Genomic DNA, 20,130 nt, shown 5'->3' with positions numbered 1-20,130 from the left:
TCCCCCGCCCCGTCCCGCCCCCGCCGCCGCCCCCGGCCGCCGCCACCGCCCGCCGCAGCACCGTCCCGGCCCGGCTGGTCGGCAACCGGCTGCTCTCCGGGGCCGGTTCCGGCAAGGAGGTGCGCCGCTTCACCTTCGACACCCGGGACCTCGACCTCCCCCTCGACTACGCCGTCGGCGACTCGCTGGCCGTCCACCCCGTCAACCCGCCCGCCCTGGTCGACGAGTGGCTCGCCGTCATCGGCAGGCCCGGCGACAGCACCGTCACCCTCCCCGGCCCCGGCGAACTCCCGCTGCGCGAGGCCCTCACCCGCCACCTCGACATCACCCGGATCACCCCCAAACTGCTCCGCTTCACCGCCGAACGCACCCGCGACGACCGCGAGTTGCGCGCCCTGCTGCGCGCCGACAGCACCGACGTGCTGGCCGGCTGGACGTGGGGGCGGCAGGCCGTCGACGTGGCCGCCGAGTTCGGCGTCCGGGCCGACGCCCAGGAGTGGGCCGAGGTGTTCGGCCGGCTCCAGCCCCGCCAGTACTCGATCTGCTCCAGCCCGCTCACCGACCCCCACCTGCTCTCCCTCACCGTCTCGGTGGTCCGCTGGGACAACCTCAAGGGCCTGCCCCGCGGCGGCGTCTGCTCCACCCACCTGGCCGACGCCGACCTCGGCGCCACCGTCCCCGTCCACCTCCAGCGCTCCCCGCACTTCCGCCCGCCCGCCGACCCCGACATCCCCATGATCATGGTCGGCCCCGGCACCGGCGTCGCCCCCTTCCTCGGCTTCCTCGAGGACCGCCGCGCCCGCGGCCACCGCGCCGCCAACTGGCTCTTCTTCGGCGAGCAGCACCAGGCCACCGACTTCTACTACCGCGACGAACTCAGCACCCACCTCGCCGACGGCACCCTCACCCGCCTCAACACCGCCTTCTCCCGCGACCAGCGCGCCAAGGTCTACGTCCAGGACCGGATGCGCGAGAACGGCCACCACCTCTGGTCCTGGCTCCAGGACGGCGCCCACCTCTACGTCTGCGGCGACGCCTCCCGGATGGCCAAGGACGTCGACCGCACCCTCCACACCATCGCCACCACCCACGGCAACCTCACCCCCGCCGACGCCGCCGCCTACGTCAAGTCCCTCGCCGCCGAGAAGCGCTACGTCCGCGACGTGTACTGACGAGGTGAGAGGCGATCGCTCAGAGGCCGGTCAGCCGGAGCTGGATCTCGTCGATCGGAACGCACTTCCGCGGATGCTCCACGACCAGCCGGCGCCCGGTGCCCAGCGACACGTCGCCTTCGACCAGAACCGCGCGCTGGGCGCGGTGCCATGACACGGCGTCCTGGTACTGGCCGAACGGCAGGCGCACGCGGATCTCCGCAGCTCTGCCGCGGCGGATGGTGGAGACGGTAACGAAACCGTACGGGTCGTCGGCGCGCCGTCGGAGCTCGATGATGTTCCCCGAGAACGTCGAAGTGGCGTCGATCCGGCTCCGTTTCAGCAGATCGGCGGCATGCTCGACCTTCTCCTGGGCCGCGCCGTCGATCGTGAACGAGGTGGGCATGGTGGACGGTCCCGGCAGGGCGGCTGCCCATCCGAACCTGGTCTCGAACTCGGCGACGGCGGGCGCGGAGAGAATCTGTGCGAGGGCGGAACAGAACTCCCTGCTCACGCCGCGTTCGACAACGGCGTGCAGGTCCTGGACGGTGGGAGAACGTTCAGGGTCGACGATGACCTCCTTCACCGCCATGAGCGACTGGGCGAGCGTCCTGGTGACACGCCGCTCGAAGGGCTCCCGCGGGGCGGTGAGGTGCTCCAGGTCGGGAAGCTGCATCTGGGCTACCGGCAGTTCGGGCATCTCGGGCAGTGGCACCAGCATCGGGATGATGAAGGAGCCCTCCTGCGTGTGATCCATGCGGGCCTTCGCCAGTACGGCATCACCGTGTCGGGAATAGCTGCCGCCGATCTCGCTCCGCTCGTACCGGGCCGTGGTACCGGCAGCCCGGAGAAGCTTCCGGCCCGAACTGATCAAGGTGGCTGCGGCTTCGAACGGAATGGTGTCCGTGATTCGGTGATCGTTGGCTGCGCGTAGGAGCGTGACATCCATGCGGTAGTAGCGGACGCGTGGGGCGAGTACGGCAGGGGTGGTGCGTTCGTGGGTGGCCAGGCGCTCCAGCACGCCTTTTGCGATCACCGGGTCGTTCGCGGTGCACGCCGGAATGCCGATCTTTTTTCCCGCGTTGGTCCAGAATGTTCCGCCGACCCCCGGTGGCTGGGCGGTCCACCCGGTCTGACGCATGTACGCCTCGAGCTGGGGAACGGTCGGAACCCTTACCGGGGTTCCGTTCAAGCCGCCGGACTGAAACACGCCTCCACCTCCTGATGCCAGATGCTCAGCACATCGGCGGTAAGTCGCTGTTCCTTGGGCACCTGTATGCGGGCGCCTGCCTCTGCCTGGTCGACCCGGGTCCAGAAGGCTGCCGCCCTGTGGTCGGTACCGGCCTCATGGTGATGGATCCATCGGGGCCGTTCGACCTCGTCGAGTACGACGAGAACGAAATAGACCGGAAGGAGGCTCTGCGTCCAGTGCTCCCGCCAGATCAGATCGGACTTCCATGATGCGCTTCGTCCGGCAATCGTGAGGCCTGTGGTGCATTTGATCTGGAGCCTGGCAGGAGCGGTGTCGAACTCGACGGTCGCATCGATGGCCAGGACGTCCTCGTCCGACGAGGTTTCGTTGAATCCGACTCCGGCTTGACTGACGATCGAGCGGACGTAGGAGACCCCGTAGCGACCTATGGCCGTGTTCGGACTCAGCGTCACTATGTGTGACAAGTCCTTCGGTATGCGCGGAATCGGCACAGTCATGCGCAGCATTCTGGAGACCGCTCGCAAGTTCTGCTACCGAATCGACAAAACCTGAAACGGCGAACAGGAACTTTGCGCCACCGGAGGCTTCCCCAGAGGGCGTTCCCGTCTCCCCGGTGGTGACCTGGCGACCTGGCGGCTTGGCAGTCGACAGGCTGGTCGCATCACCGCGTCCAGCTATTTGAACGCGTTCAGGAGTGCGGTAGCGTACTGGTCGTGCGCCACCGAGCCGTGGCGTTCATCCCGGTACGCCCGCACGCCGTCGGTGCGGCGGGCGCGGCACCATGCACGAGAGCGGGGGCGGAGCCATGCCCGGAAGCGGGTTCGGTGGGTGGGTGGCGGAGTTCGAGGCGGAGCGGGCGCGGCGGGAGTGGATCGCGGACCCGGAGTGGGAGCACGGGGTCGAACTGCCCGCGGTGGTGGCGCGGAGCCTGCAGAAGTTCCAGGTGGGGGAGGACGGGGACGGGGCCAACCTGCGGGCCAAGGCCGACCGGGCGGGGGACCCGGAGTACTCGGCGGCGGTGCGGCTGTTCGTCGACGAGGAGCGCAACCACGCGCGGCTGCTGGCCGAACTGCTGGGCGCGGCCGGCGTCCCGCTGCTGGACGGGCACTGGAGCGACGGGATCTTCGTCCGGGTGCGCCGGCTGCTGGGCCTGCGCACCGAGTTGATGGTGCTGATGGTGGCCGAGCTGGTCGCCGTCGAGTACTACCGCAGCCTGCGGGACGGCCTGGCCGACCCGCTGGCCCGCGAGGTCACCGACCGGATCCTGTACGACGAGCGGCGCCACATCCCGTTCCACGTCCGCCGGCTGCACCAGTCCTTCGCCGAACTCGGCCCGGTGGCCCGCCCGTTCGCCCACCTGACCTGGCTGCTGCTGGCCCTGGCCGGCGCCCTGTTCGTCGCCGTCGACCACGGCCCCGCCCTGCACGCCGTCCGGGTCTCCCGGGGCCGCTTCCTGCTGGCCGTCACCCGCCACGCCTGGTCGGTCGGCGCGCAGCTGACGGCCCGGGACGGACGGGCGCCGGCGGATTCGTTCGCGGGGTAGCCGGTCCGCCGGCCGGGGGCCGGCGGACCGGACGGCCGGCGGTCAGTGCGCGGGGCGTTCGTCGATGACCTGGCGGAGTTTGCCGGTGCGGGGGTTGGTGACGAGTGCGGAGCGCGGGACCCACTCCAGTTGCAGGGGGTGGATCGCGCCGATCGCGGTCTCGGAGACGTACGCGGGCCGGGCGTCGAGGACGGCCTGCCGGAGGGTCTCGGTGAGGGCGGCGGGGGGCGGGGCGGGGGTGGTGTGGCCGAGGCGGATGAGCAGGCCGTCGCGGCCGTCCCAGCGGCGCTGGACGAACTGCAGGCCGGTGATGCGGTGGTCGGGGTCGTGGGCGAGCAGGACGTCGCGGACGTCCTCGGTGGGCATGGTGACGATGCCGATCCGGGCGCCCTCGGTGGAGCGGCCGAGCAGGCGGAAGGTGGTGCAGGAGGCGTCGGTCCACTCGGCGCGGTCGCCCGCCGGGTAGCGCAGGATCGGGACCAGGGTGCGGAACAGGTTGGTGACCACGACCCGGCCGGGGACGCCGGGTTCGGTGATCGGCTCGCCGGTGGTGTCGTCGACGAGTTCGACCACGGTGCGGTTCGGGAAGGCCCGGTGGACCCGCAGGTCGTCCCCGGCGGGCACCGGTCCGGCGACCAGGCCGGCGTCCACCGAGGCGTAGCCGATCGAGGAGAGCGCGGCGTTGGGGAAGGCGGAGCGCAGCAGCGGGCGCAGGTCGTTGAACAGGATGTCGCCGCCGAACAGGATCAACTCGACCTGCGGGGCGGGCCGTTCCTGCTTGAGCAGGGTCTCGGCGACGGCGGACAGCTTCATCGGCTCGCCCGCCAGCACGTCCACGCCGAAGGAGTGGACCAGGTCGGCGACGTACTCGTCGGGCGCGGTGGCCACCGGCAGCCGGACGTTGTCGATCGGGGCGTGGTGCAGGGCGCCCTCGATGAACAGGAAGCCGCTGTAGAACTCGCCGGCCCGGAACAGGTTGGCGACCTTCTGCCCGGGCTTGAGCCCGGCGTCGACCAGTCCGGCGCCGAACGCGCTGACCGAGTCGACGTGCTCGGAGCGGGTCCACGGCGAGAACTTGGGCGCGCCGGTGGTGCCGCCGGACTTGTAGACGGCGGCGTCGGTCAGCGGCCCGGTCAGCAGCCGGTTGTCCGGCCAGCGGTTGGCGGACCAGAACGCGACGTGGTCGATGACGGGCAGCTGGGTGAGCGAGGTGACGACGGCGGGCACGTCGCGGTACAGCTCGGCGTAGAACGGCGAGTGGCGCCGGGCGTGGTCGACGAGCGCGTGAAGGGGCAGTGCGGGCACGGTGGTTGCTCCTCAGGGCAGGGGGGTCAGGCCGATCCAGTCGTGGGCGAGCCGCTGCACGGCGGCGCCGTCGCGGTCGGCGAGCTTGGCGTCCAGGTAGGCCGCCGCCCACGGTCCGGTCGGGATCCGGAACGGCGGCCGCTCCTCGGCCAGCGCGTGCAGCACCGCCGCGGCGACCTCCGCGGCGGGCTGCCCGGCGCCGGCCCAGTGCGCGCCGATCCGGTCGCCGTAGGCGGCGAAGGTGTCCGCGTACGGGCCCGAAGCGGCCTGCACGGTACGGCGGTTGACGTCCGGGAAGATGCCGAACCGGGTGTCGGGGACGTAGCCGGGCACCAGCACCGAGACCCGCACGCCGTGCGCGGCGGCGACCGGGGCGAGCGACTCCATGAAGCCCTCGACGGCGAACTTGGCCGCGCAGTACGCCTCGTTGAAGGGCTGGCCGATCACGCCGTGCACGCTGCCGATGGTCAGCAGCCGCCCGCCGGAGGCGCGCAGCAGCGGCATCGCGGCGCGCGAGACGGCGACGGTGCCGAAGAAGTTGACCTCCAGGTTGGCGCGCAGCGCCGCACTGGTGGACATCTCCAGCGTGGGGTCGAAGTTGGAGATCCCGGCGTTGTTGACCAGCGCGTCGAGCCGGTCGATCCCGGCGAAGCAGGCCGCCACCGACTCCTCGTCGGTCACGTCCAGCCGCCGCACCTCGGCCCCGGGCGCGGCCTCCCGCAGCGCGTCGGCCCGCTCCGGGTCGCGGACGGTGGCCAGCACGGACCAGCCCGCCCGGTCGGCCGCCGCCGCGGTGGCCAGCCCGATCCCGGAGGAGCAGCCGGTGATCAGCACGTGCTGACGGTCCGTCACTTCGTGGCCTCCGCAGGCTCGGTGGCGTCGTCGGCGGGCGCGGTCGGCTCGGGGAAGAGGTCCACGGCCTTCGGCAGGCCGGCGTCCATCCGGGACTGGATGCCGAGCGCGGGCAGGAAGGAGCAGGCGGCGAGCAGGGTGCCGCCGACCATGGTCCAGCGGGCCGCGTCCAGCACGCCGAGCGGGCCGGTGAGCAGCGAGACGGCGAGGCCGCCGGCCAGCGCGGCGAGCGGGATGACGCCCCAGGTGGCGGTGCGGAACGCGGCGTGCATGACGCCCTGGTGCTGCGCGGACATCCGGGACTGCCGGGCGGGCGCCGAGCACACGTTGATGCAGGACATGAAGAAGCCGTAGCAGCCCATGGTGACGGCGATCACCGGCCCGGCGGGCAGCGCGGGCGCGGCCAGCACGCCCAGGCCGACCAGGCAGTGCAGCAGCAGCGCCCAGGCCAGCGTCCGTCCGATGCCGAGCCGTTCGCCGATCCGCGGGGCGACCAGCGCGCCCAGCAGCGCGCCGACCGCGCCCGCGGACATCGCGGCGCCGTACACGCCGACGGTGACGCCCAGGCCCCGGTAGGCGAGCACCGGCATCACGGTGACGAACACCGGGCCGCCGGAGTTGAGCGTGACGGCGGCCAGCACCACCCGGCGCAGCACCGGGTCCTGCCAGTTCAGCCGGAAGCCGAGGGTGAGCCGCTGCCACACCGAGCCCTGGGCGACGGTGGGCTGCCCCCAGGGCCGCATCCAGCGGAAGCAGACCGCCGAGACCAGGTAGCTGGCGGCGTCCACCAGCAGCGAGGCCGCGCCGAGCGCCCCGTACAGGGCGGCGGCGATCGACGGTCCGGAGACCTCGGCGACCGAGCCGCTGCCCTCCAGCCGGGAGTAGGCGCGCACCAGGTGCGGCTGCTCGACCACCGCCGGGACGGCCACCAGGTAGCCGACGTTGAAGAAGATCGTCGCCCCGGAGACCGCCGCCACGCAGCAGAACAGCAGCGGCGTGGAGAGGAGGTCCAGCCAGTACGCGACCGGGATCGCCGCGACCGCCGCCAGCCGCACCAGGTCGCAGGCGATCAGGGTGCGCCGCTTGTCCCAGCGGTCCACCAGGACGCCCGCCACCGGGCCGAGCAGCGGAATGCCCAGGTACTGGGCCATGGCGACGATGCCGACCTGGAACGCGGAGGCGTGCAGCACGAAGATCATCAGGGTCGGGACGACGAACACCGTCACCCGGTCGCCGACGTTGGAGACCGACTTGCCGAACCAGAACAGGTTGAAGCCCCGGCCCAGCTGCTCGGGCTTGCGCAGTTTCACCAGCCCTCGTTTCATGCTTCCTCCCGGACCACGAAGCCCGCGGTCTTCCCGGTGCGTTCGTTGCTGACCAGCGCGTCCACCACCCGCACCCGCACCTGCTCCGGGTCGTGCACGAAGGCGGTGCTCAACGTGAAGGTGGCGGACAGCAGTTCGCGCCGCAGCGCCTCGGCGCGGTCCGGCGGCAGCGCGCCGAGCACCAGGACGTCCACCGACTGCGCCCGGCCGCCCCGTTCGGTGACCAGCACCTGGGCCCGGCTGACGCCCGGCTCGCGCTCGACCCGCGCCAGCAGCTCGTCCACGTGCAGGCCCAGCCCGCGGACCTGCACCACGTTGTCGCGGCGGCCCAGCACCCGCATCGCCGGGCCCGGCCGCCCGCACGGGCAGGGCGCCAACTCGCCCGCGTCGCCGGTGCGGTAGCGCAGCACCGGGTTGAGCATCGCCGGGTCGAGCGAGGTGAAGTCCAGCAGTCCGCCGTCGCCGACGTGCACCAGCTGGTGCGGGAACGGGTGGAAGGTGTCGGCCGGGCAGTCGGGCGAGTTGGAGCCCACCACCCAGGTCTCGGTGGAACCGAACATGCCGTGCCGGCGGGCCTTCGGCGCGACCGCCGCCAGGTCCTCCTCCAGCTGCGGCTGCCACGCCTCGCCCAGCCACAACACCTTGCGCAGCGACGGCAGTTCGATCCCGGCGGCGCGGGCGTGCGCGAACCACAGCCGCAGCACGCTCGGGGTCCCGCCGATCGCGGTGACCTTCCGGTCGGCCAGGAAGCCCAGCCACTGCGGGTACTCCTCGGCCGTCACCGACCCGAGCGCGATCACCCGGCAGCCGGACAGGTCGGCCAGGCCCGCCGCCAGGAAGTGCGCGCCCCACATCCGGCCCGCGCCCCAGGCGTTGACGAACACGTCGTCCCGCTCCAGCGGCCGCCAGTGCTCGAACACCTTCGCCATGTAGAACCCGGTCGGCGCGTAGCCGACCTTCGGCGCCCCGGTCGAGCCGCCGCTCTGGAACAGCCAGGTCGCGCCGTGCTCGGCGGCCGGCTCCAGGTACGCCAGCGCGGTGTTCAGGTCGTCCTTGGCCAGCGGCGGCAGCGCGGCCAGCTCCGCCAGCGTGCGCGGCGCCGGACAGGAGGCATACCGTCCGCCGAACTCCGGTACGCCGCGCAGCAGTTCCAGCGTCCGGCGGGCCACCGCCAGGCCGTCCGCCGCCTGCTCCTCGGTGAGCGAGAAGGTCATCGCCGCACGCCCCCGTCCGCGACGAACGCCGCGTGCGCGTCCCGGTAGGCGGCGAACCGGGCCCGGGTCACCTCCCGCTGCACCGGCCGGGCCGGGTCGTCCAGGTCCGGGGCGATCACCCCGTCCGGCTCCAGCTCGGAGAACCAGAACCGCTCCCCGTCGTGCAGGAAGTCCACGCAGAAGAACGGGATCGGCAGCTTCTTGGCGAAGTAGGCGGTGGCGTCGGCCAGTTCGGGCGGTACGGGGCAGAACTCCATCGACCCGCCGCGGCTGGCGTTGGCCACCGGCGAGCCCGCCTCCGGGGTGCGCCGCAGCGCCGCGTACGGGCGCCCGTCGACCACGTACACCCGGTAGTCGACCGTGCCGTCCCCCAGGTACGGCTGCGCCACCAGCACGGTGTCGCCGCCCTGCGCCAGGCTGGCCAGGCCGCGCACGTCCTCCCGGGAGCGGGCCAGGCAGATCCCGCCGCCGCCGCACCAGCCGGACGGCTTCACGATCGCCGGGAAGGTCAGGCCGTCCAGCGCCGCCTCGTACTGGTGCTTGGAGACGTCCCGCCCGGAGCCGATCCGCACCGACGGGACGGCGGGCACCGGCGAGTCGGCCAGGAACAGCACCGTCGCCAGCTTGTCGTTGCCCAGCAGCGACACCTGCGCCGGGAACGGCAGGTAGAACCCGGCCTGCTCCAGCACCGTGCAGAGCGTCAACTGGTTGAACACGTCCATCGACTGGTACGGCAGCGAGTACAGCGCCGTGATGAACAGGGTGTCCTGCGGCGTCACCCGCTCGCCGTCCACGTACACCCGCGGCCGGGCCGGGTCGGTGCCGTCCACCGTCACCGCCTCCGGCGCGTGCATCGTCCACGCCAGGCCCAGCTCGGCGGCGATCTCCGCGTACATGTCCCAGAAGTAGTGCTTCCACATCGCCCCGGACCGGCTCGACTCCCGGTCCGGGAAGATCCAGCACATCCGGCGCAACGGCGCCCGCTGCTCGCTCACTCGCTCTCCTCCAGCTCACTCAGGTCGAAGTTCCCCGCGGCACCGGCCCGTTCGGCCCACCAGGCCCGGCCCTCCGGCGGCAGGGTGTCCACCGGGTCGACGTACGGGTACCGGCGGCCCAGCCCGCCCGGGCCGAACGCCCCCTCGCCGCCGCGCAGTTCGAGCCCGGTGCGGTAGTTCTTGGTCCAGTACGAGATGCCGCGCACCCGGTCGTAGCCCACCGCCTGGTGCACCCAGCGCTTGCCGACGTGCGGCACGTCCGCCACCAGCCGGGGCGTCGCGTAGCCCGGCAGGTAGCCGAGGATCGCCTCCTGCAGGCGCTGCGCGGCGGCCAGCGGCAGCCGCCAGTGCTCGGCGTTGGGGACCACGTCGCACAGGTAGAAGTAGTAGGGCAGGACGTTGGCCTCGCCCTGGAGCGCGAAGCACAGGTCGAGCAGCGCCTCCGGACTGTCGTTCACTCCGCGCATCAGCACGCCCTGGTTGCGCACGTCCCGCACGCCCGCGTCCAGCAGCCCGCGGGCCGCCTCCGCGACCAGCGGGGTCACCGACGCCGCGTGGTTGGCGTGGGTGTGCACCGCCAGGTTGACCGAACGCCGGGCCGCCAGCCGGGCCACCCGCTCCATCCCGGCCAGCACCTTCGGCTGCAGCCAGTGCTGGGGCAGGCCGACCACCGCCTTGCTGGCCAGCCGGACGTCCCGCACCGAGCCCAGCTCCAGCAGCCGCAGCAGGAACGCCTCCAGCCGCGGCCACGGCACGTTCGCCAGGTCGCCGCCGGAGACCACCACGTCCCGCACCGACGGGGTGCGCTTGAGGTAGTCGAGCATCTGCTCCTCGCGGTCGGCCGGACGCAGCACCAGCCGGGCCTTGGCGACCTGCGGGGTGGAGCGGCCGACCAGGTCCATCCGGGTGCAGTGCCCGCAGTACTGCGGGCAGGTGGAGAGCAGCTCGGCCAGCACCTTGGTCGGGTAGCGGTGGGTCAGCCCCTCCACCACCCACATCTGCGCCTCGTGCAGCGAGTCCCGGGCCGCCAGCGGGTGGCTGGGCCAGGACGGCAGCCGGTCCGAGCGCACCGGCAGCATGTAGCGCCGCACCGGGTCGGCCAGGAACGCCTCGGTGAACGCCTCCGGCGCCAACTCCGCGCCCGCCGCCATGGTGTTCAGCATCTGCGGCGGCACCAGCACCGACATGGTCGCGAACTCCCGCTGGTCGGCCGCGAGTTCGTCGTAGAACCGGTCGGTCAGCAGCGGCCCGAACACCTGCCGCAGCTGCCGCTCGCCCTGCACGCAGTGCGAGCGCTGCCACTGCGCGTCCCGCCACTGCGCGGCCGTCACCTCCCGCCAGCCCGGCAGCCGCCGCCAGTCCGGTTCGACCAGCGGCTGCCGCACGTACTGGTACGGCTGCGGGGTGTCCTGGCGCCCCATCAGGAGGCTCTCGGGGCGGCCGAGGCCGCGGTCTGGACGGCGGGCGAGGTGGCGGTCGGGGCGGCGGTCGGGGCAGTGGTCGTACCGGCGGCCGGGCCGGTGAGCAGGCCGGCGTGCCGGGTGCGCAGCTCGCGCTTGAGCACCTTGCCGGTCGGGCCGAGCGGGAACTCCGCCTCGGTCCGGGCCACCCGCAGTGCGGCCAGCTCCGCCAGCCCGGCCCGGCCGAGTTCGGCGTTGGCGGCCGCCAACAGCCCTGCCTCGTCGGTGACGTGCGCCCCCGCCTGGAGCAGCACCACGGCCACCGGCCGCTGCCCGCCGGCCGGGTGCGGGACGCCCACCACCGAGCAGTCCTGCACCAGTTCGGCGCAGTCGGCGAGCAGCACCTCCTCCAGCGGCAGGCTGTACACCGGCCCGTCCAGGGTGTCGATCACGTCCACCGTCCGGTCCAGGTGGAAGAACCGGCCCTCGGCGTCCCGGTAGGCGACGTCGCCGGTCAGCCAGTACCCGGACCGGTGGAAGCTCGCCGTCAGCCGCTCGTTGTTCCAGTACCCCGGCGTGATCGAGGGCGCCCGCACCGCCAGCAACCCGGGTGTCCCGTCCGGGACTTCGACGCCGTCCTCGTCCAGCACGGCGGCCCGCTCCACCACCTCGGACGGCTTGCCCACGCAGCGGTCGGCACGCGCCGTCTCCGGCGAGGTGACCTGCCCGAACAGCGCCATGCCCATCTCGGAGGAGCCCAGCCCGTCCACGAACTGCGAACCGGGCAGAGCAGGTCGGCCCTCCTTCTCCTGCGGCAGCAGCCACGGCCTGACCAACCCGGCCGGGCGCTCGCCGAGTTGCACCAGCCGCCGGACGTGCCCGTAGTGCGCGCTGTCGCCGGTGTTGAACCAGGAGTGCACCCGGGCCGCGCCCCGCACCGGCAGCTCGCCGGTCGCCAACTCGACGAAGGTGCGCGGGAAGGAGGCCACCATGGTCGGCTGGAACGCCTCCATCACCGGCTCCACCACCGAGCGCCGCCAGCCCGCCATCACCACCGTCGGCAGGCCCAGCAGGGTGGTGGTCAGGAAGTAGCTCAGGCCGCCCGCGTGGGTGTGCGGCATCAGCGACATCAGCCGGTCGGACGGCTCGGCCGGGAAGCGCACCATCCGCGGCTGCTTGCCCTCCCAGAACTGCCGGTGCGCCAGGATCGTCGACTTCGGGGTGCCGGTCGTCCCCGAGGAGTGGATCAGCGCCACCACGTCCTCGGGCGCGTGCCGGTACGGGTACTGCTCCGGCAGCGCCGCCACGGCCGGGTCGGACGCCTGCACCTCGGCGGTCAGCGCCAGGAACCGCGGCCGGCGGCGCGGGTCCTGCCGGTACGCCGCGGACAGCCGGGTGGTGTCGTCCGCGACCACCCCGACCACGCCGACGTGGTCCAGGTAGCGGACCATCACGTCCGGCCGCATCGCGTCGTTGACCAGCGCGGGGACGGCGCCCAGCGCGGTCAGCGCGAAGAAGTGCAGCAGCGGCTCCAGCCCCTCCGCCACCACCACGCCCACCGGCTCGCCCGGCCGCACCCCCATCGCGTGGTACCAGGCCGCGTACCGGTCGCGCAGCGCCACCAGGTCCAGCAGGCTGTGCCCGATCAGCACCACCTGCCCGCGGTGGTCCAGCCGGTGGTCGAACGCGTACGGCACCGCCCGGTTCGGGTTCGCCTCGGCGGCCCGGTCGAGGAAGTTCCCCGCCCCGAGGTCCGGGTCGGTCATGAACCGCTCCCGGACGGGCAGCGGGGCGAGGGGCGTCTGGTCGCTCATGGGAGGTCTCCAAGCAGGACTGGTCGCCGGGCCCGCCCCCGCGGGGCGGACACCGGTCCGGGAAGAAGCCCGAAAGGCTTGAAAGCGAAGGAATCTGACGGTTCGTCAGTTGTCGAAGTTGCCGAGCGGGGCGGCGTTCGGGCCGGTGGCGCTCGGGTCGGTGGCGCCCGGGTCGGTGGCGATCGGCGCGGCGGAATTCGGCCCGGCGGCGTTCGGCCCGGCGGCGAGCAGGTCGGCGGCCGCCCGGCGGCCCGAGCGGACCGCGCCCTCCAGCAGGCCGAAGAACTCGGTGCTGGTCTCGGTGCCCGCGAACCGTACCCGGCCGTGCGGGGCGGTCAGCGTGGGCCCGAGCGCCGTCCAGTCGCCGGGGCCGAACAGCGCGGCGTAACAGCCCCGGCTCCACGGCTCGTTGACCCAGTCGGTGAGGTGGAAGCCGATCGGCTCGGGCAGCATCGGGAACAGCCGCCGGGCCTGGGCCAGCGCCGCCGCCCGCTGCTCGCCGGGTTCCAGCGCGGCGTAGCGGTGCGCCTCCGCGCCGGTGACGAAGCCGGTCAGCACGCCCGGCGAGCCCTCCGGCGGGGTGTCGTCCACCGTGGACAGCAGCGGGCCGGCCGCGTTCACCGACCAGCCGGACAGACCGTGCGCCCGCCACACCGGCTCCGGGAAGACCAGGTTCAGCTTCACCGCGCAGCCCCGCTCGGTCCGCGACGCGGCCCGCGGCACCGGCAGCCCGGGCCGGTACCCGATCGCGTCCGCGAGCAGCGGCGGCACCGCCACCACGGCCGCCTCCGCCCGGTAACTCCCTTCCGGGGTACGGACGGTGACCTCCGCGTCGGACTGCTCGACGGCCAGCGCCGGCTCGCCGGTGCGCAGCACCCCGCCGGCGTCCAGCAGCCGCCGGGCCAGCCGTTCGCACAGCCGGTGCGCGCCGCCCGCGACCCGGTCCTGCTGGGCGCCGCCCGCGAAGGCGTTCAGGTAGCGCAGGCCGCCGCCGGAGCGCAGGTAGAAGGCCATGTGCAGGACGGAGACCTTCGCCGGGTCGGCGGCCATCATCTCGCCGAGGAACAGCGGGAAGAACAACTTGGCGTCGGGGTACGCGAGTTCGCGCTCGGCCCAGTCGGCGGCGGTCAGCGCGTCGAGCCGCTCGGCGTCCGGGGTCAGCCAGGGCGCGTCCGGGCGGACGGCCGCGGCCAGCTCCTCCAGCCGCTCGAACAGGTCGCCCAGGGCGACCGCGTTCAGCGGCGGGAACCGCCCGTCGGCGGTCGCGCCGTCGCCGTCGTCGTCCCGCAGCGCGAACCGGCTGGCCCCGGCCATCTCGGTCGGCGCGGTCTTCAGGTCGCAGGCGGCCAGCAGGGCGTGCAGCTCGGTGTGCCGGTCGCCCAGGTACGCGGCGCCCGCGTCGATCCACCGCCCGGGCGCCACCTCGATGCCCCGGGCCCGCCCGCCGACCCGCTCCCGGGCCTCCAGCACCGTCACCCGCACCCCGTGCTCGGCCAGTTCCACGGCGGCGGTCAGCCCGGCCAGGCCGGCGCCGACCACCAGGGCCGAACGCGGGGCGGCGGGCCGGGACGGGGTGAGCGCGGCGGCGCTCACCGGGCGGCCGCGAGGGCCGTGCTGACGCGGCCGGCCAGGCCCGCCGGGGTCGGGTCGGCGAGGAACTCCTCGAAGGTCAGTTCGACTCCGTGGGTGCGGGCCACCGCGCTCAGCACCCGGGTGGCGACCAGCGAATCCCCGCCCAGCAGGAAGAAGTTGCCGTCCGCGGGCACCTCGGCCAGCTCCAGGACGCGGCGGAACACCGCCGTCAGCGAGTCGAGCAGCTCCGCGCCGGAGGGGGACGGCGGGGCGGCGGGCGTGACGGCGGGCATGTCGAGGCTCATCAGGGGTCTCCTTCGACCGGTGCGGGGTGCGCGTGGTCCGGTGGTGCCAGCGGTGCGTGGTGCGCGGTGCTGTGCGTGGTCGGGTGGTGCGGAGTGCAGCGGTACGCGGTGCGGTGGTGCGCGGTGCGACGGTGCGGTGGGTGCGCGAGGTGGTGCGCGGTACGGCGGGACAGCGGTGCTGCCGGTTGCCGGTTGCCGGGCTCGCTGCGGGGAAAGGCGGCGGGCTCCGGCGAGACGGTTCGAGCGGGGTGTTTCAGCCAGGGTGTTTCAGTCGGAGCGGCTCGGGTCGGGGCGGCTCAGGCCGGGGCGGCTCAGGTGGGGCGGCTCAGGCCGGTGCGGCGGCCCCGGCGTGCAGGCGGTGCGAGGCGGCGCGGTCGATCTTGCCGCCGGCGGTGCGGGCCAGCTCGGGGACGACTGCGAGCCGGCTCGGGACGAGGTGCGCGGGCAGCGACTCCCGCAGGTGGCGCAGGAGTTCCTCGGCGGTCGGCGGCGCCGGGTCGGTGGCCCCGGCGCGCGGGACGACGTAGGCGACCAGCGCGGTGCGGCCGGCCAGGGTGGTCGCGGTGACGGCCGCCAGCCCCACCCGGGGGTGGGCGCCCAGCGCGGCCTCCACCTCGGCCGGGTCGACCCGGATGCCGCGGATCTTCACCTCGTGGTCGATCCGGCCGCGGTGGGTCAGCACCCCGTCCGGGTCCCGGGAGACCCGGTCGCCGGTGCGGAACCAGCGCCGGCCGGCCCGCTCGGTGAAGCGCTCCGCGGTGGTCTCCGGCAGGCCGGGGTAGCCGGTCGCCAGCGCGGCGCCGCCGATCAGCAACTCGCCCTCGGCGGTGAGCAGTTCCTCGACGTGCGGCAGGGCGCGGCCGATCGGCGCGCGCTCGGCCGGGTCCCAGCGGCGGCCCGGCTCCGGGGTGTCGGGGCCGAGCAGGTCCACCGCGTGGGTGATCAGGGTGGTCTCGGTGCAGCCGTAGGTGTTCAGCAGCCGGATCCGCCCGCTGTCCGCCAGCCGGCTCCAGTCCGCCAGCCGGGCCGGGTCGGCGGCCTCGCCGCCGATCACCACCAGCCGCAGGCAGGCGGGCAGTTCGGCGTTCGGGCCGTCCTCCGCGAGGTGCAGCACCAGTTCGTGCCAGAACGCGGTGGGCAGGTCCAGCACGGTGACGCCGCGCCGCTCCACCGCCCGCAGCAGCCGGGGGAAGGAGGCCGAGTGCGCCTCCGGGTCGAACACCAGCCGGGCCCCGGCGGTCAGGGCCGGCAGGATCTCCTCGAAGCAGGTGTCCCAGTTCAGCGAGGCGAACTGCAGCACCCGGTCCTCGGGACGTACGTCGAACAGTGCGCGCAGTGACCCGGCCACCGCCGAGATCGCCCCGCGCGGCGTCAGCACCGGCTTCGGCCGCCCCGTCGACCCCGAGGTGAACAGCAGGTAGGCGGGATCGTCCGGCCCGACGGCCACCGGCGGCCGCACTCGCTCCGCATCGGCCCCTGCCGGTAACTCGCCTGCCCGGCCCGCCGGTTCGAGGTGCGGCAGCCCGAGCGCGGCGGCCTGCCCGGCCGCACCCACCAGCGCGGTGCACCCGGCCGCGGACGCCATCGCCCGCTGCCGCTCCACCGGGAAGGACGGGTCCAGCGGGACGTACGTGCCGCCCGCCGCGAGGATGCCCAGCAGCGCGGTCACGGTCTCCGGCGCGTGCCGGGCGGACACCGCCACCGGGCCCGGCCGGTCACCCAGCGCATCCGCCAACCTGCTGGCGGACAGGGCGAGTTGACGGTAGCTGAGGGTGCTTCCGGGAGAATCGAGCGCGACCCGTTCGGGCCATCGGAGAGCGGTTTCCGCGAACGCGTCGAACAGGTCGGGACCCGGTCTGTTGACGCCGCCTTTCTTTGACATGAGCGCTCCAAGAAAATGCCCGGAGGTGACCCGTCCGTGCTTCGGCGAACCGGGACTCTACCCCGCACCATCCGGCCCCACAATGGTTGCTGGGTGGACCGTTCGAGGAATCCGTGCCCGACTCGTGAACGCCCGCCACCCACCCCTTGATCACGTTCCGTGATCACCGGAACCGGCCCGGTGCAGACCCGTGGCCACCCGCCCCGCCCCGCCACCACCCCGGCCGGGCCCGGCGGGTGACCGTGCGTCAGCGAATCGACGCCCCGTTCCGCAGGCCGTCCGCCGACTCCCCGTAAGCCGCCCGGAACGCGGCGGAAGGGCCCGTGCGGGCGATAGCCGCCCCGGCCGACAGAGTGTGCTTGGTGTCCGAACCTACTTTTCCCGGGTAAAGACCAGCCCTCGCATTCCCGGGGCCGGACGCAATCCCCGAAACCACCGCCCCCCTCGTCCCGGAACCCATCCGCCCCCCGCCCCCGGAACCCGTTCCTCCACCGCCGTTCCGCCCGCCCCCGCCCGCGGTGACGCGCCGTGACCGACGGCAGTAGCATCTCCCGGATGACGACCACCGCGCTGCTGGTCGACGCCGCCGTCCTCGGCTCGACCGCCGCCGCCCTGCTGCTCGCCCCCCGGGCCCTGCGCGCCCCGACCGCCGACCGCGCCCCGACCGCCGACCGTACCTCCGGTTCCGACCGCACCTCCGGTCCCGACCGGGCACCGGCCCCCGACCGGGCACCGGCCTCCGGCAGGGGCGTGCGGCCGGAAATCCTGCTGGCCGCGGTGACCGGACTGCTCTACCTCAACCAACTGCTCTGCTCCGCCTACCTGGTGCGAGTGCACGGCGGCGACGCCGGGTACGTCACCCGCTACCTGCCGCCCGGCTGGTTCGCCGAACCGACCGGCCACCCGGCGATCCGGGCGCTGGCCGCCCACCTGCCCGCCCCCCGGCTGTTCGCGCCGACGGTGCTGCGGGTCCAAGCGTTCCTCGAGCTGCCCTTCGTCCTGACCGCCTACGCGACGGTGCTGCACCGCCTCAGCCCCGCCCTGCTGCGCGCCACCCTCGGCTCACCCGCGCTGCTGGCCGCGACCGCCACCTCCTACACCCTGGTGTTCGGCGCCGTCGAATGGGGACTGCACAACCCGTGGACCGTCCAGGACGTGACGATCCGGGTGCTCTCCGCCCTGCTCACCACACCGCTGCTGCTCCGCGCCGCCCGCCGCGCACCCGGCCCCGAACGCCGGACCGACACCCTCGGACTGCTCCGCTTCACCACCGAACTGTGGGCCGTCGGCACCCTGGTGATGGTCGTCTACGACACCGCCCTGCTCTACAACCTCCGCCACCTGCCCGCCCGCCTCCCCGAGGCCGCCCTCGCCCTCGCGGTCCTCACCGCCACCACCCGCGACCGCCGCCCGCCCACCACCCGGACCGGCCCCGGCACCACCGCCCTCGCCACCCTGCTCGGCCGCACCCTCGCCCTGTTCCTGGTCCCCGCCCTCGCCGTCCGCTACGGCCTCGGCTTCGCGCATCCCCGACTCGCCGCCGCCGCAGCCCTCCTGACCGCCCTCGCCGCCCTCCACCACGACACCTACCCCGAAACCGCCCTCCTCCGCGCCATGGCCACCCTCCCCGCCACCGCCACCCTCCTCCTCGCCCTCACCGACCGCCCGGGCCGGGCACACCGGAAACCACTCGGCTGACGCCCGGCCGGACGGTTCCTGACGCCACATCAGACCGTCCGCGACGACTACGCGCCCCATCCGACCACCGACCACCGACCACCGACCACCGAGCAACGTCACCCGGGCCGGACTTCGGTCACGGCTTGTCGACGGTCAGAGTGGAGGGCTCCACGCCCCGCCACGGAATCCACACGAAGCCCGGAGCGAACGGGGCGAAGTGGCGTCCCGCCCCGAGATCGCGGTGGAGCTGCTCCGACACCACCAGGCCGTCAGGGACTCCGTTCGTGAGCTCGTCAGTCAGATCCGCTCGCAGATACTCCGTGTCGACCAGCGAGTCCGGGTCCCATCCGACCATGGCCGCCAGGTACCCGTCGAACTCCGCGAGCAGGCCGTAGAGGCCGCGGCCCAGCTCGGTGAGCTCTTCCGACGTCAGTCCGATCCGCGGCAACCTCCGGTCCGGGGCCGCGCCGAAACCCACCGCAACCGGCAGGACGGAAAGCTGCGCGTACACCACGGACTCCGAGTACTCCGAGGTTTCCGAGGTGATCGTCGCGGGATGCAGCGGGATGCGATGGTGTCCAGCCTTGAGCGGCGGCCATCCCGCTGCGGTCGCGGCGGCCACCCGAGCAGCCTCGAGGTCGTCCCCGAAGTTGACCACCAACGTGAACATGACTGCCACAACGCCCCCTGCATGCATGCGCGAACCGCCGTGCAGCCTACGGGGCCGGCCGACTACCGGCCAGGGCGAACGTTGCCTGACGCGGTACCAGGACGGGTGTCGGAAGTGCTGCTCACCGGCGTGACGCTGCCGAAAACGGCGTGCAATTCCCAGCTGGTCGTGCTGGGATCAACCACCATGAACGATCATTTCTCGGATGAAGCCGACTTGGCGGACAGGATGGAGCAGAACCTGGCGGAACACGCCTGTCACCTGCACCGGAGGATGCCCGGTGCGACCGTCACAGCGACAGACGACGTCCTGGTCGCGGACAGCGGCCTGGACGACGACACGTTCAACATCGTCGCCGCGGCCCGCTTCACCGAGGCCGACGCCACGGCCCGCATCACCGAGACGGTCGGGGCCCTGGCCGGTACCGGTCGCGGTTTCTCCTGGTGGGTGGGTCCCGCCTCGACACCGGCGGACCTCACGGCCCGCCTGACGGCGGCCGGCCTGCCGGAGTCCGAACGGGAGACGGCGATGTGGGCCGAACTGGACGACGCCCTGCCGCCCGCCGATGTCCCGGGACTGGACATCCGGCCGGTGACCACGCCCGAGCAGCTCGCCGACTACGCGACGGTCCTCGCCGCGAACTGGAATCCACCCGCCGAAACCGTCCGCGAGTTCTTCGCCCGGGCCGCCCCGCAGGCGCTGGCCGAGACCTGCCCGGCCCGGTACCTGGTGGGCTACCTGGAGAACCGCCCGGTCTGCTCCGCCGAAGTGTTCCACCACGCGGAAGTCGCCGGCATCTACAACATCTCCACCCTGGCCGCCCACCGCCGACGCGGCTACGGCGGCTCCATCACGCTGGCCGCACTTCGCGCAGCCCGGGAGCGGGGCCGGCGCATCGCCGTCCTCCAGGCGTCGACCGACGGAGAACCGGTCTACCGCCGCCTGGGGTTCCGCTCCTGCGGCCAGTTCGTCGAACACGCCGTCACCCCCTGAACGACCGGCACCCCACGAGCCGCCCGCCGTCCGGCCCGGTCCGCTGCGGGGTACGCGGATCCTCCCGGGCACGGGCTAGAACTGCGGCGAATCGCCGCGCTGCCCTGCCCTGCCGTGATCACGATCGACCTGGGCTTCTGGCCAAGCACGGCACCGCCGAGCGCAACTGCGTGGTGAATCCGCCGCGAGACCTTCCCGGCCCGTGATCTCCGGGCT

Annotated in this window: 17 protein-coding genes; 4 read left to right on the top strand and 13 right to left on the bottom strand. The window is 73.5% G+C overall.

Annotation, left to right across the window (positions count from 1 at the left end; all coding sequences use genetic code 11):
* On the top strand, positions 1-1,172 hold a 1,172-nt coding region (locus tag IH44_RS0124495), incomplete at its 5' end, for a reductase (protein WP_030461869.1).
* A 19-nt stretch (positions 1,173-1,191) separates the two neighbouring features.
* On the opposite strand, the gene IH44_RS0124490 is transcribed toward IH44_RS0124495, so the two are convergent.
* A complete protein-coding gene (locus IH44_RS0124490) occupies positions 1,192-2,361 on the bottom strand; it encodes a hypothetical protein (RefSeq protein ID WP_030461868.1) in 1,170 nt (389 codons plus the stop codon).
* Positions 2,340-2,861, bottom strand: a complete 522-nt coding sequence (locus IH44_RS0124485) for a DUF4365 domain-containing protein (RefSeq protein ID WP_157852453.1) — start codon at positions 2,859-2,861, stop codon at positions 2,340-2,342. Before IH44_RS0124485 ends, IH44_RS0124490 begins: the two co-directional genes overlap by 22 nt.
* 335 nt (positions 2,862-3,196) lie before the next feature.
* Between IH44_RS0124485 and IH44_RS0124480 the strand changes: the two genes are divergently transcribed.
* Positions 3,197-3,907, top strand: coding sequence for a ferritin-like domain-containing protein (locus tag IH44_RS0124480; protein WP_107066613.1), 711 nt, complete (start codon positions 3,197-3,199; stop codon positions 3,905-3,907).
* Between the two features lie 42 nt (positions 3,908-3,949).
* Here the strand turns inward: IH44_RS0124480 and IH44_RS0124475 are convergent, their stop codons facing one another.
* The 10 genes from IH44_RS0124475 to IH44_RS0124430 form a co-directional block, all read right to left on the bottom strand.
* Positions 3,950-5,212 carry a phenylacetate--CoA ligase family protein gene (locus IH44_RS0124475; protein WP_030461865.1) on the bottom strand — a complete coding sequence of 421 codons (1,263 nt, stop codon included), beginning with the start codon at positions 5,210-5,212 and terminating at the stop codon, positions 3,950-3,952.
* Positions 5,213-5,224: 12 nt separating this feature from the next.
* Positions 5,225-6,064: an SDR family NAD(P)-dependent oxidoreductase gene (locus IH44_RS0124470; RefSeq protein WP_030461864.1), complete on the bottom strand. Its 840-nt coding sequence runs from the start codon at positions 6,062-6,064 to the stop codon at positions 5,225-5,227.
* Positions 6,061-7,389 carry an MFS transporter gene (locus IH44_RS0124465; protein WP_081967088.1) on the bottom strand — a complete coding sequence of 443 codons (1,329 nt, stop codon included), beginning with the start codon at positions 7,387-7,389 and terminating at the stop codon, positions 6,061-6,063. The genes IH44_RS0124470 and IH44_RS0124465 overlap by 4 nt, the downstream gene beginning before the upstream one ends.
* Positions 7,386-8,603, bottom strand: a complete 1,218-nt coding sequence (locus IH44_RS0124460) for a phenylacetate--CoA ligase family protein (RefSeq protein ID WP_030461862.1) — start codon at positions 8,601-8,603, stop codon at positions 7,386-7,388. Before IH44_RS0124460 ends, IH44_RS0124465 begins: the two co-directional genes overlap by 4 nt.
* A complete protein-coding gene (locus IH44_RS0124455) occupies positions 8,600-9,598 on the bottom strand; it encodes a RimK family alpha-L-glutamate ligase (protein ID WP_030461861.1) in 999 nt (332 codons plus the stop codon). The genes IH44_RS0124460 and IH44_RS0124455 overlap by 4 nt, the downstream gene beginning before the upstream one ends.
* A complete protein-coding gene (locus tag IH44_RS46670; RefSeq protein ID WP_051817273.1) occupies positions 9,595-11,019 on the bottom strand; it encodes a KamA family radical SAM protein in 1,425 nt (474 codons plus the stop codon). The genes IH44_RS0124455 and IH44_RS46670 overlap by 4 nt, the downstream gene beginning before the upstream one ends.
* A complete protein-coding gene (locus IH44_RS0124445) occupies positions 11,019-12,812 on the bottom strand; it encodes a class I adenylate-forming enzyme family protein (protein WP_051817272.1) in 1,794 nt (597 codons plus the stop codon). The genes IH44_RS46670 and IH44_RS0124445 overlap by 1 nt, the downstream gene beginning before the upstream one ends.
* A 105-nt stretch (positions 12,813-12,917) precedes the next feature.
* Positions 12,918-14,405, bottom strand: a complete 1,488-nt coding sequence (locus IH44_RS0124440) for an FAD-dependent oxidoreductase (RefSeq protein ID WP_232795069.1) — start codon at positions 14,403-14,405, stop codon at positions 12,918-12,920.
* On the bottom strand, positions 14,402-14,689 hold the full coding sequence (locus IH44_RS0124435; protein WP_232795068.1) for a phosphopantetheine-binding protein: 288 nt from the start codon (positions 14,687-14,689) through the stop codon (positions 14,402-14,404). Before IH44_RS0124435 ends, IH44_RS0124440 begins: the two co-directional genes overlap by 4 nt.
* A gap of 325 nt (positions 14,690-15,014) precedes the next feature.
* Entirely contained in the window at positions 15,015-16,571 is a 1,557-nt protein-coding gene (locus tag IH44_RS0124430; RefSeq protein WP_030461856.1) for an amino acid adenylation domain-containing protein, read from the bottom strand.
* Between the two features lie 555 nt (positions 16,572-17,126).
* Here IH44_RS0124430 and IH44_RS49175 point away from each other — a divergent pair.
* Positions 17,127-18,269: a hypothetical protein gene (locus IH44_RS49175; RefSeq protein WP_157852452.1), complete on the top strand. Its 1,143-nt coding sequence runs from the start codon at positions 17,127-17,129 to the stop codon at positions 18,267-18,269.
* Positions 18,270-18,387: 118 nt separating this feature from the next.
* Here IH44_RS49175 and IH44_RS0124420 read toward each other — a convergent pair whose 3' ends face one another.
* Positions 18,388-18,930 (bottom strand): hypothetical protein, encoded by a 543-nt coding sequence (locus IH44_RS0124420; RefSeq protein ID WP_157852451.1) that lies wholly within the window; start codon positions 18,928-18,930, stop codon positions 18,388-18,390.
* A 219-nt stretch (positions 18,931-19,149) separates the two neighbouring features.
* Between IH44_RS0124420 and IH44_RS0124415 the strand changes: the two genes are divergently transcribed.
* Positions 19,150-19,914, top strand: coding sequence for a GNAT family N-acetyltransferase (locus tag IH44_RS0124415; RefSeq protein ID WP_030461853.1), 765 nt, complete (start codon positions 19,150-19,152; stop codon positions 19,912-19,914).
* Positions 19,915-20,130 lie beyond the last annotated feature (216 nt).

This window comes from Kitasatospora sp. NRRL B-11411 (genome assembly GCF_000721345.1).
In the GTDB taxonomy this organism is placed as follows: Bacteria; Actinomycetota; Actinomycetes; order Streptomycetales; family Streptomycetaceae; genus Kitasatospora; species Kitasatospora cineracea.
This window is presented reverse-complemented; position numbering and strand designations above follow the sequence as displayed.

Coding starts and splice junctions, on each gene's coding strand:
- IH44_RS0124430 (WP_030461856.1), bottom strand. CDS start 16,571: ATGTCAAAGAAAGGCGGCGTCAACAGACCGGGTCCCGACCTGTTCGAC.
- IH44_RS0124485 (WP_157852453.1), bottom strand. CDS start 2,861: ATGACTGTGCCGATTCCGCGCATACCGAAGGACTTGTCACACATAGTG.
- IH44_RS0124415 (WP_030461853.1), top strand. CDS start 19,150: ATGGAGCAGAACCTGGCGGAACACGCCTGTCACCTGCACCGGAGGATG.
- IH44_RS49175 (WP_157852452.1), top strand. CDS start 17,127: ATGACGACCACCGCGCTGCTGGTCGACGCCGCCGTCCTCGGCTCGACC.
- IH44_RS0124465 (WP_081967088.1), bottom strand. CDS start 7,389: ATGAAACGAGGGCTGGTGAAACTGCGCAAGCCCGAGCAGCTGGGCCGG.
- IH44_RS46670 (WP_051817273.1), bottom strand. CDS start 11,019: ATGGGGCGCCAGGACACCCCGCAGCCGTACCAGTACGTGCGGCAGCCG.
- IH44_RS0124445 (WP_051817272.1), bottom strand. CDS start 12,812: ATGAGCGACCAGACGCCCCTCGCCCCGCTGCCCGTCCGGGAGCGGTTC.
- IH44_RS0124435 (WP_232795068.1), bottom strand. CDS start 14,689: ATGAGCCTCGACATGCCCGCCGTCACGCCCGCCGCCCCGCCGTCCCCC.
- IH44_RS0124460 (WP_030461862.1), bottom strand. CDS start 8,603: ATGACCTTCTCGCTCACCGAGGAGCAGGCGGCGGACGGCCTGGCGGTG.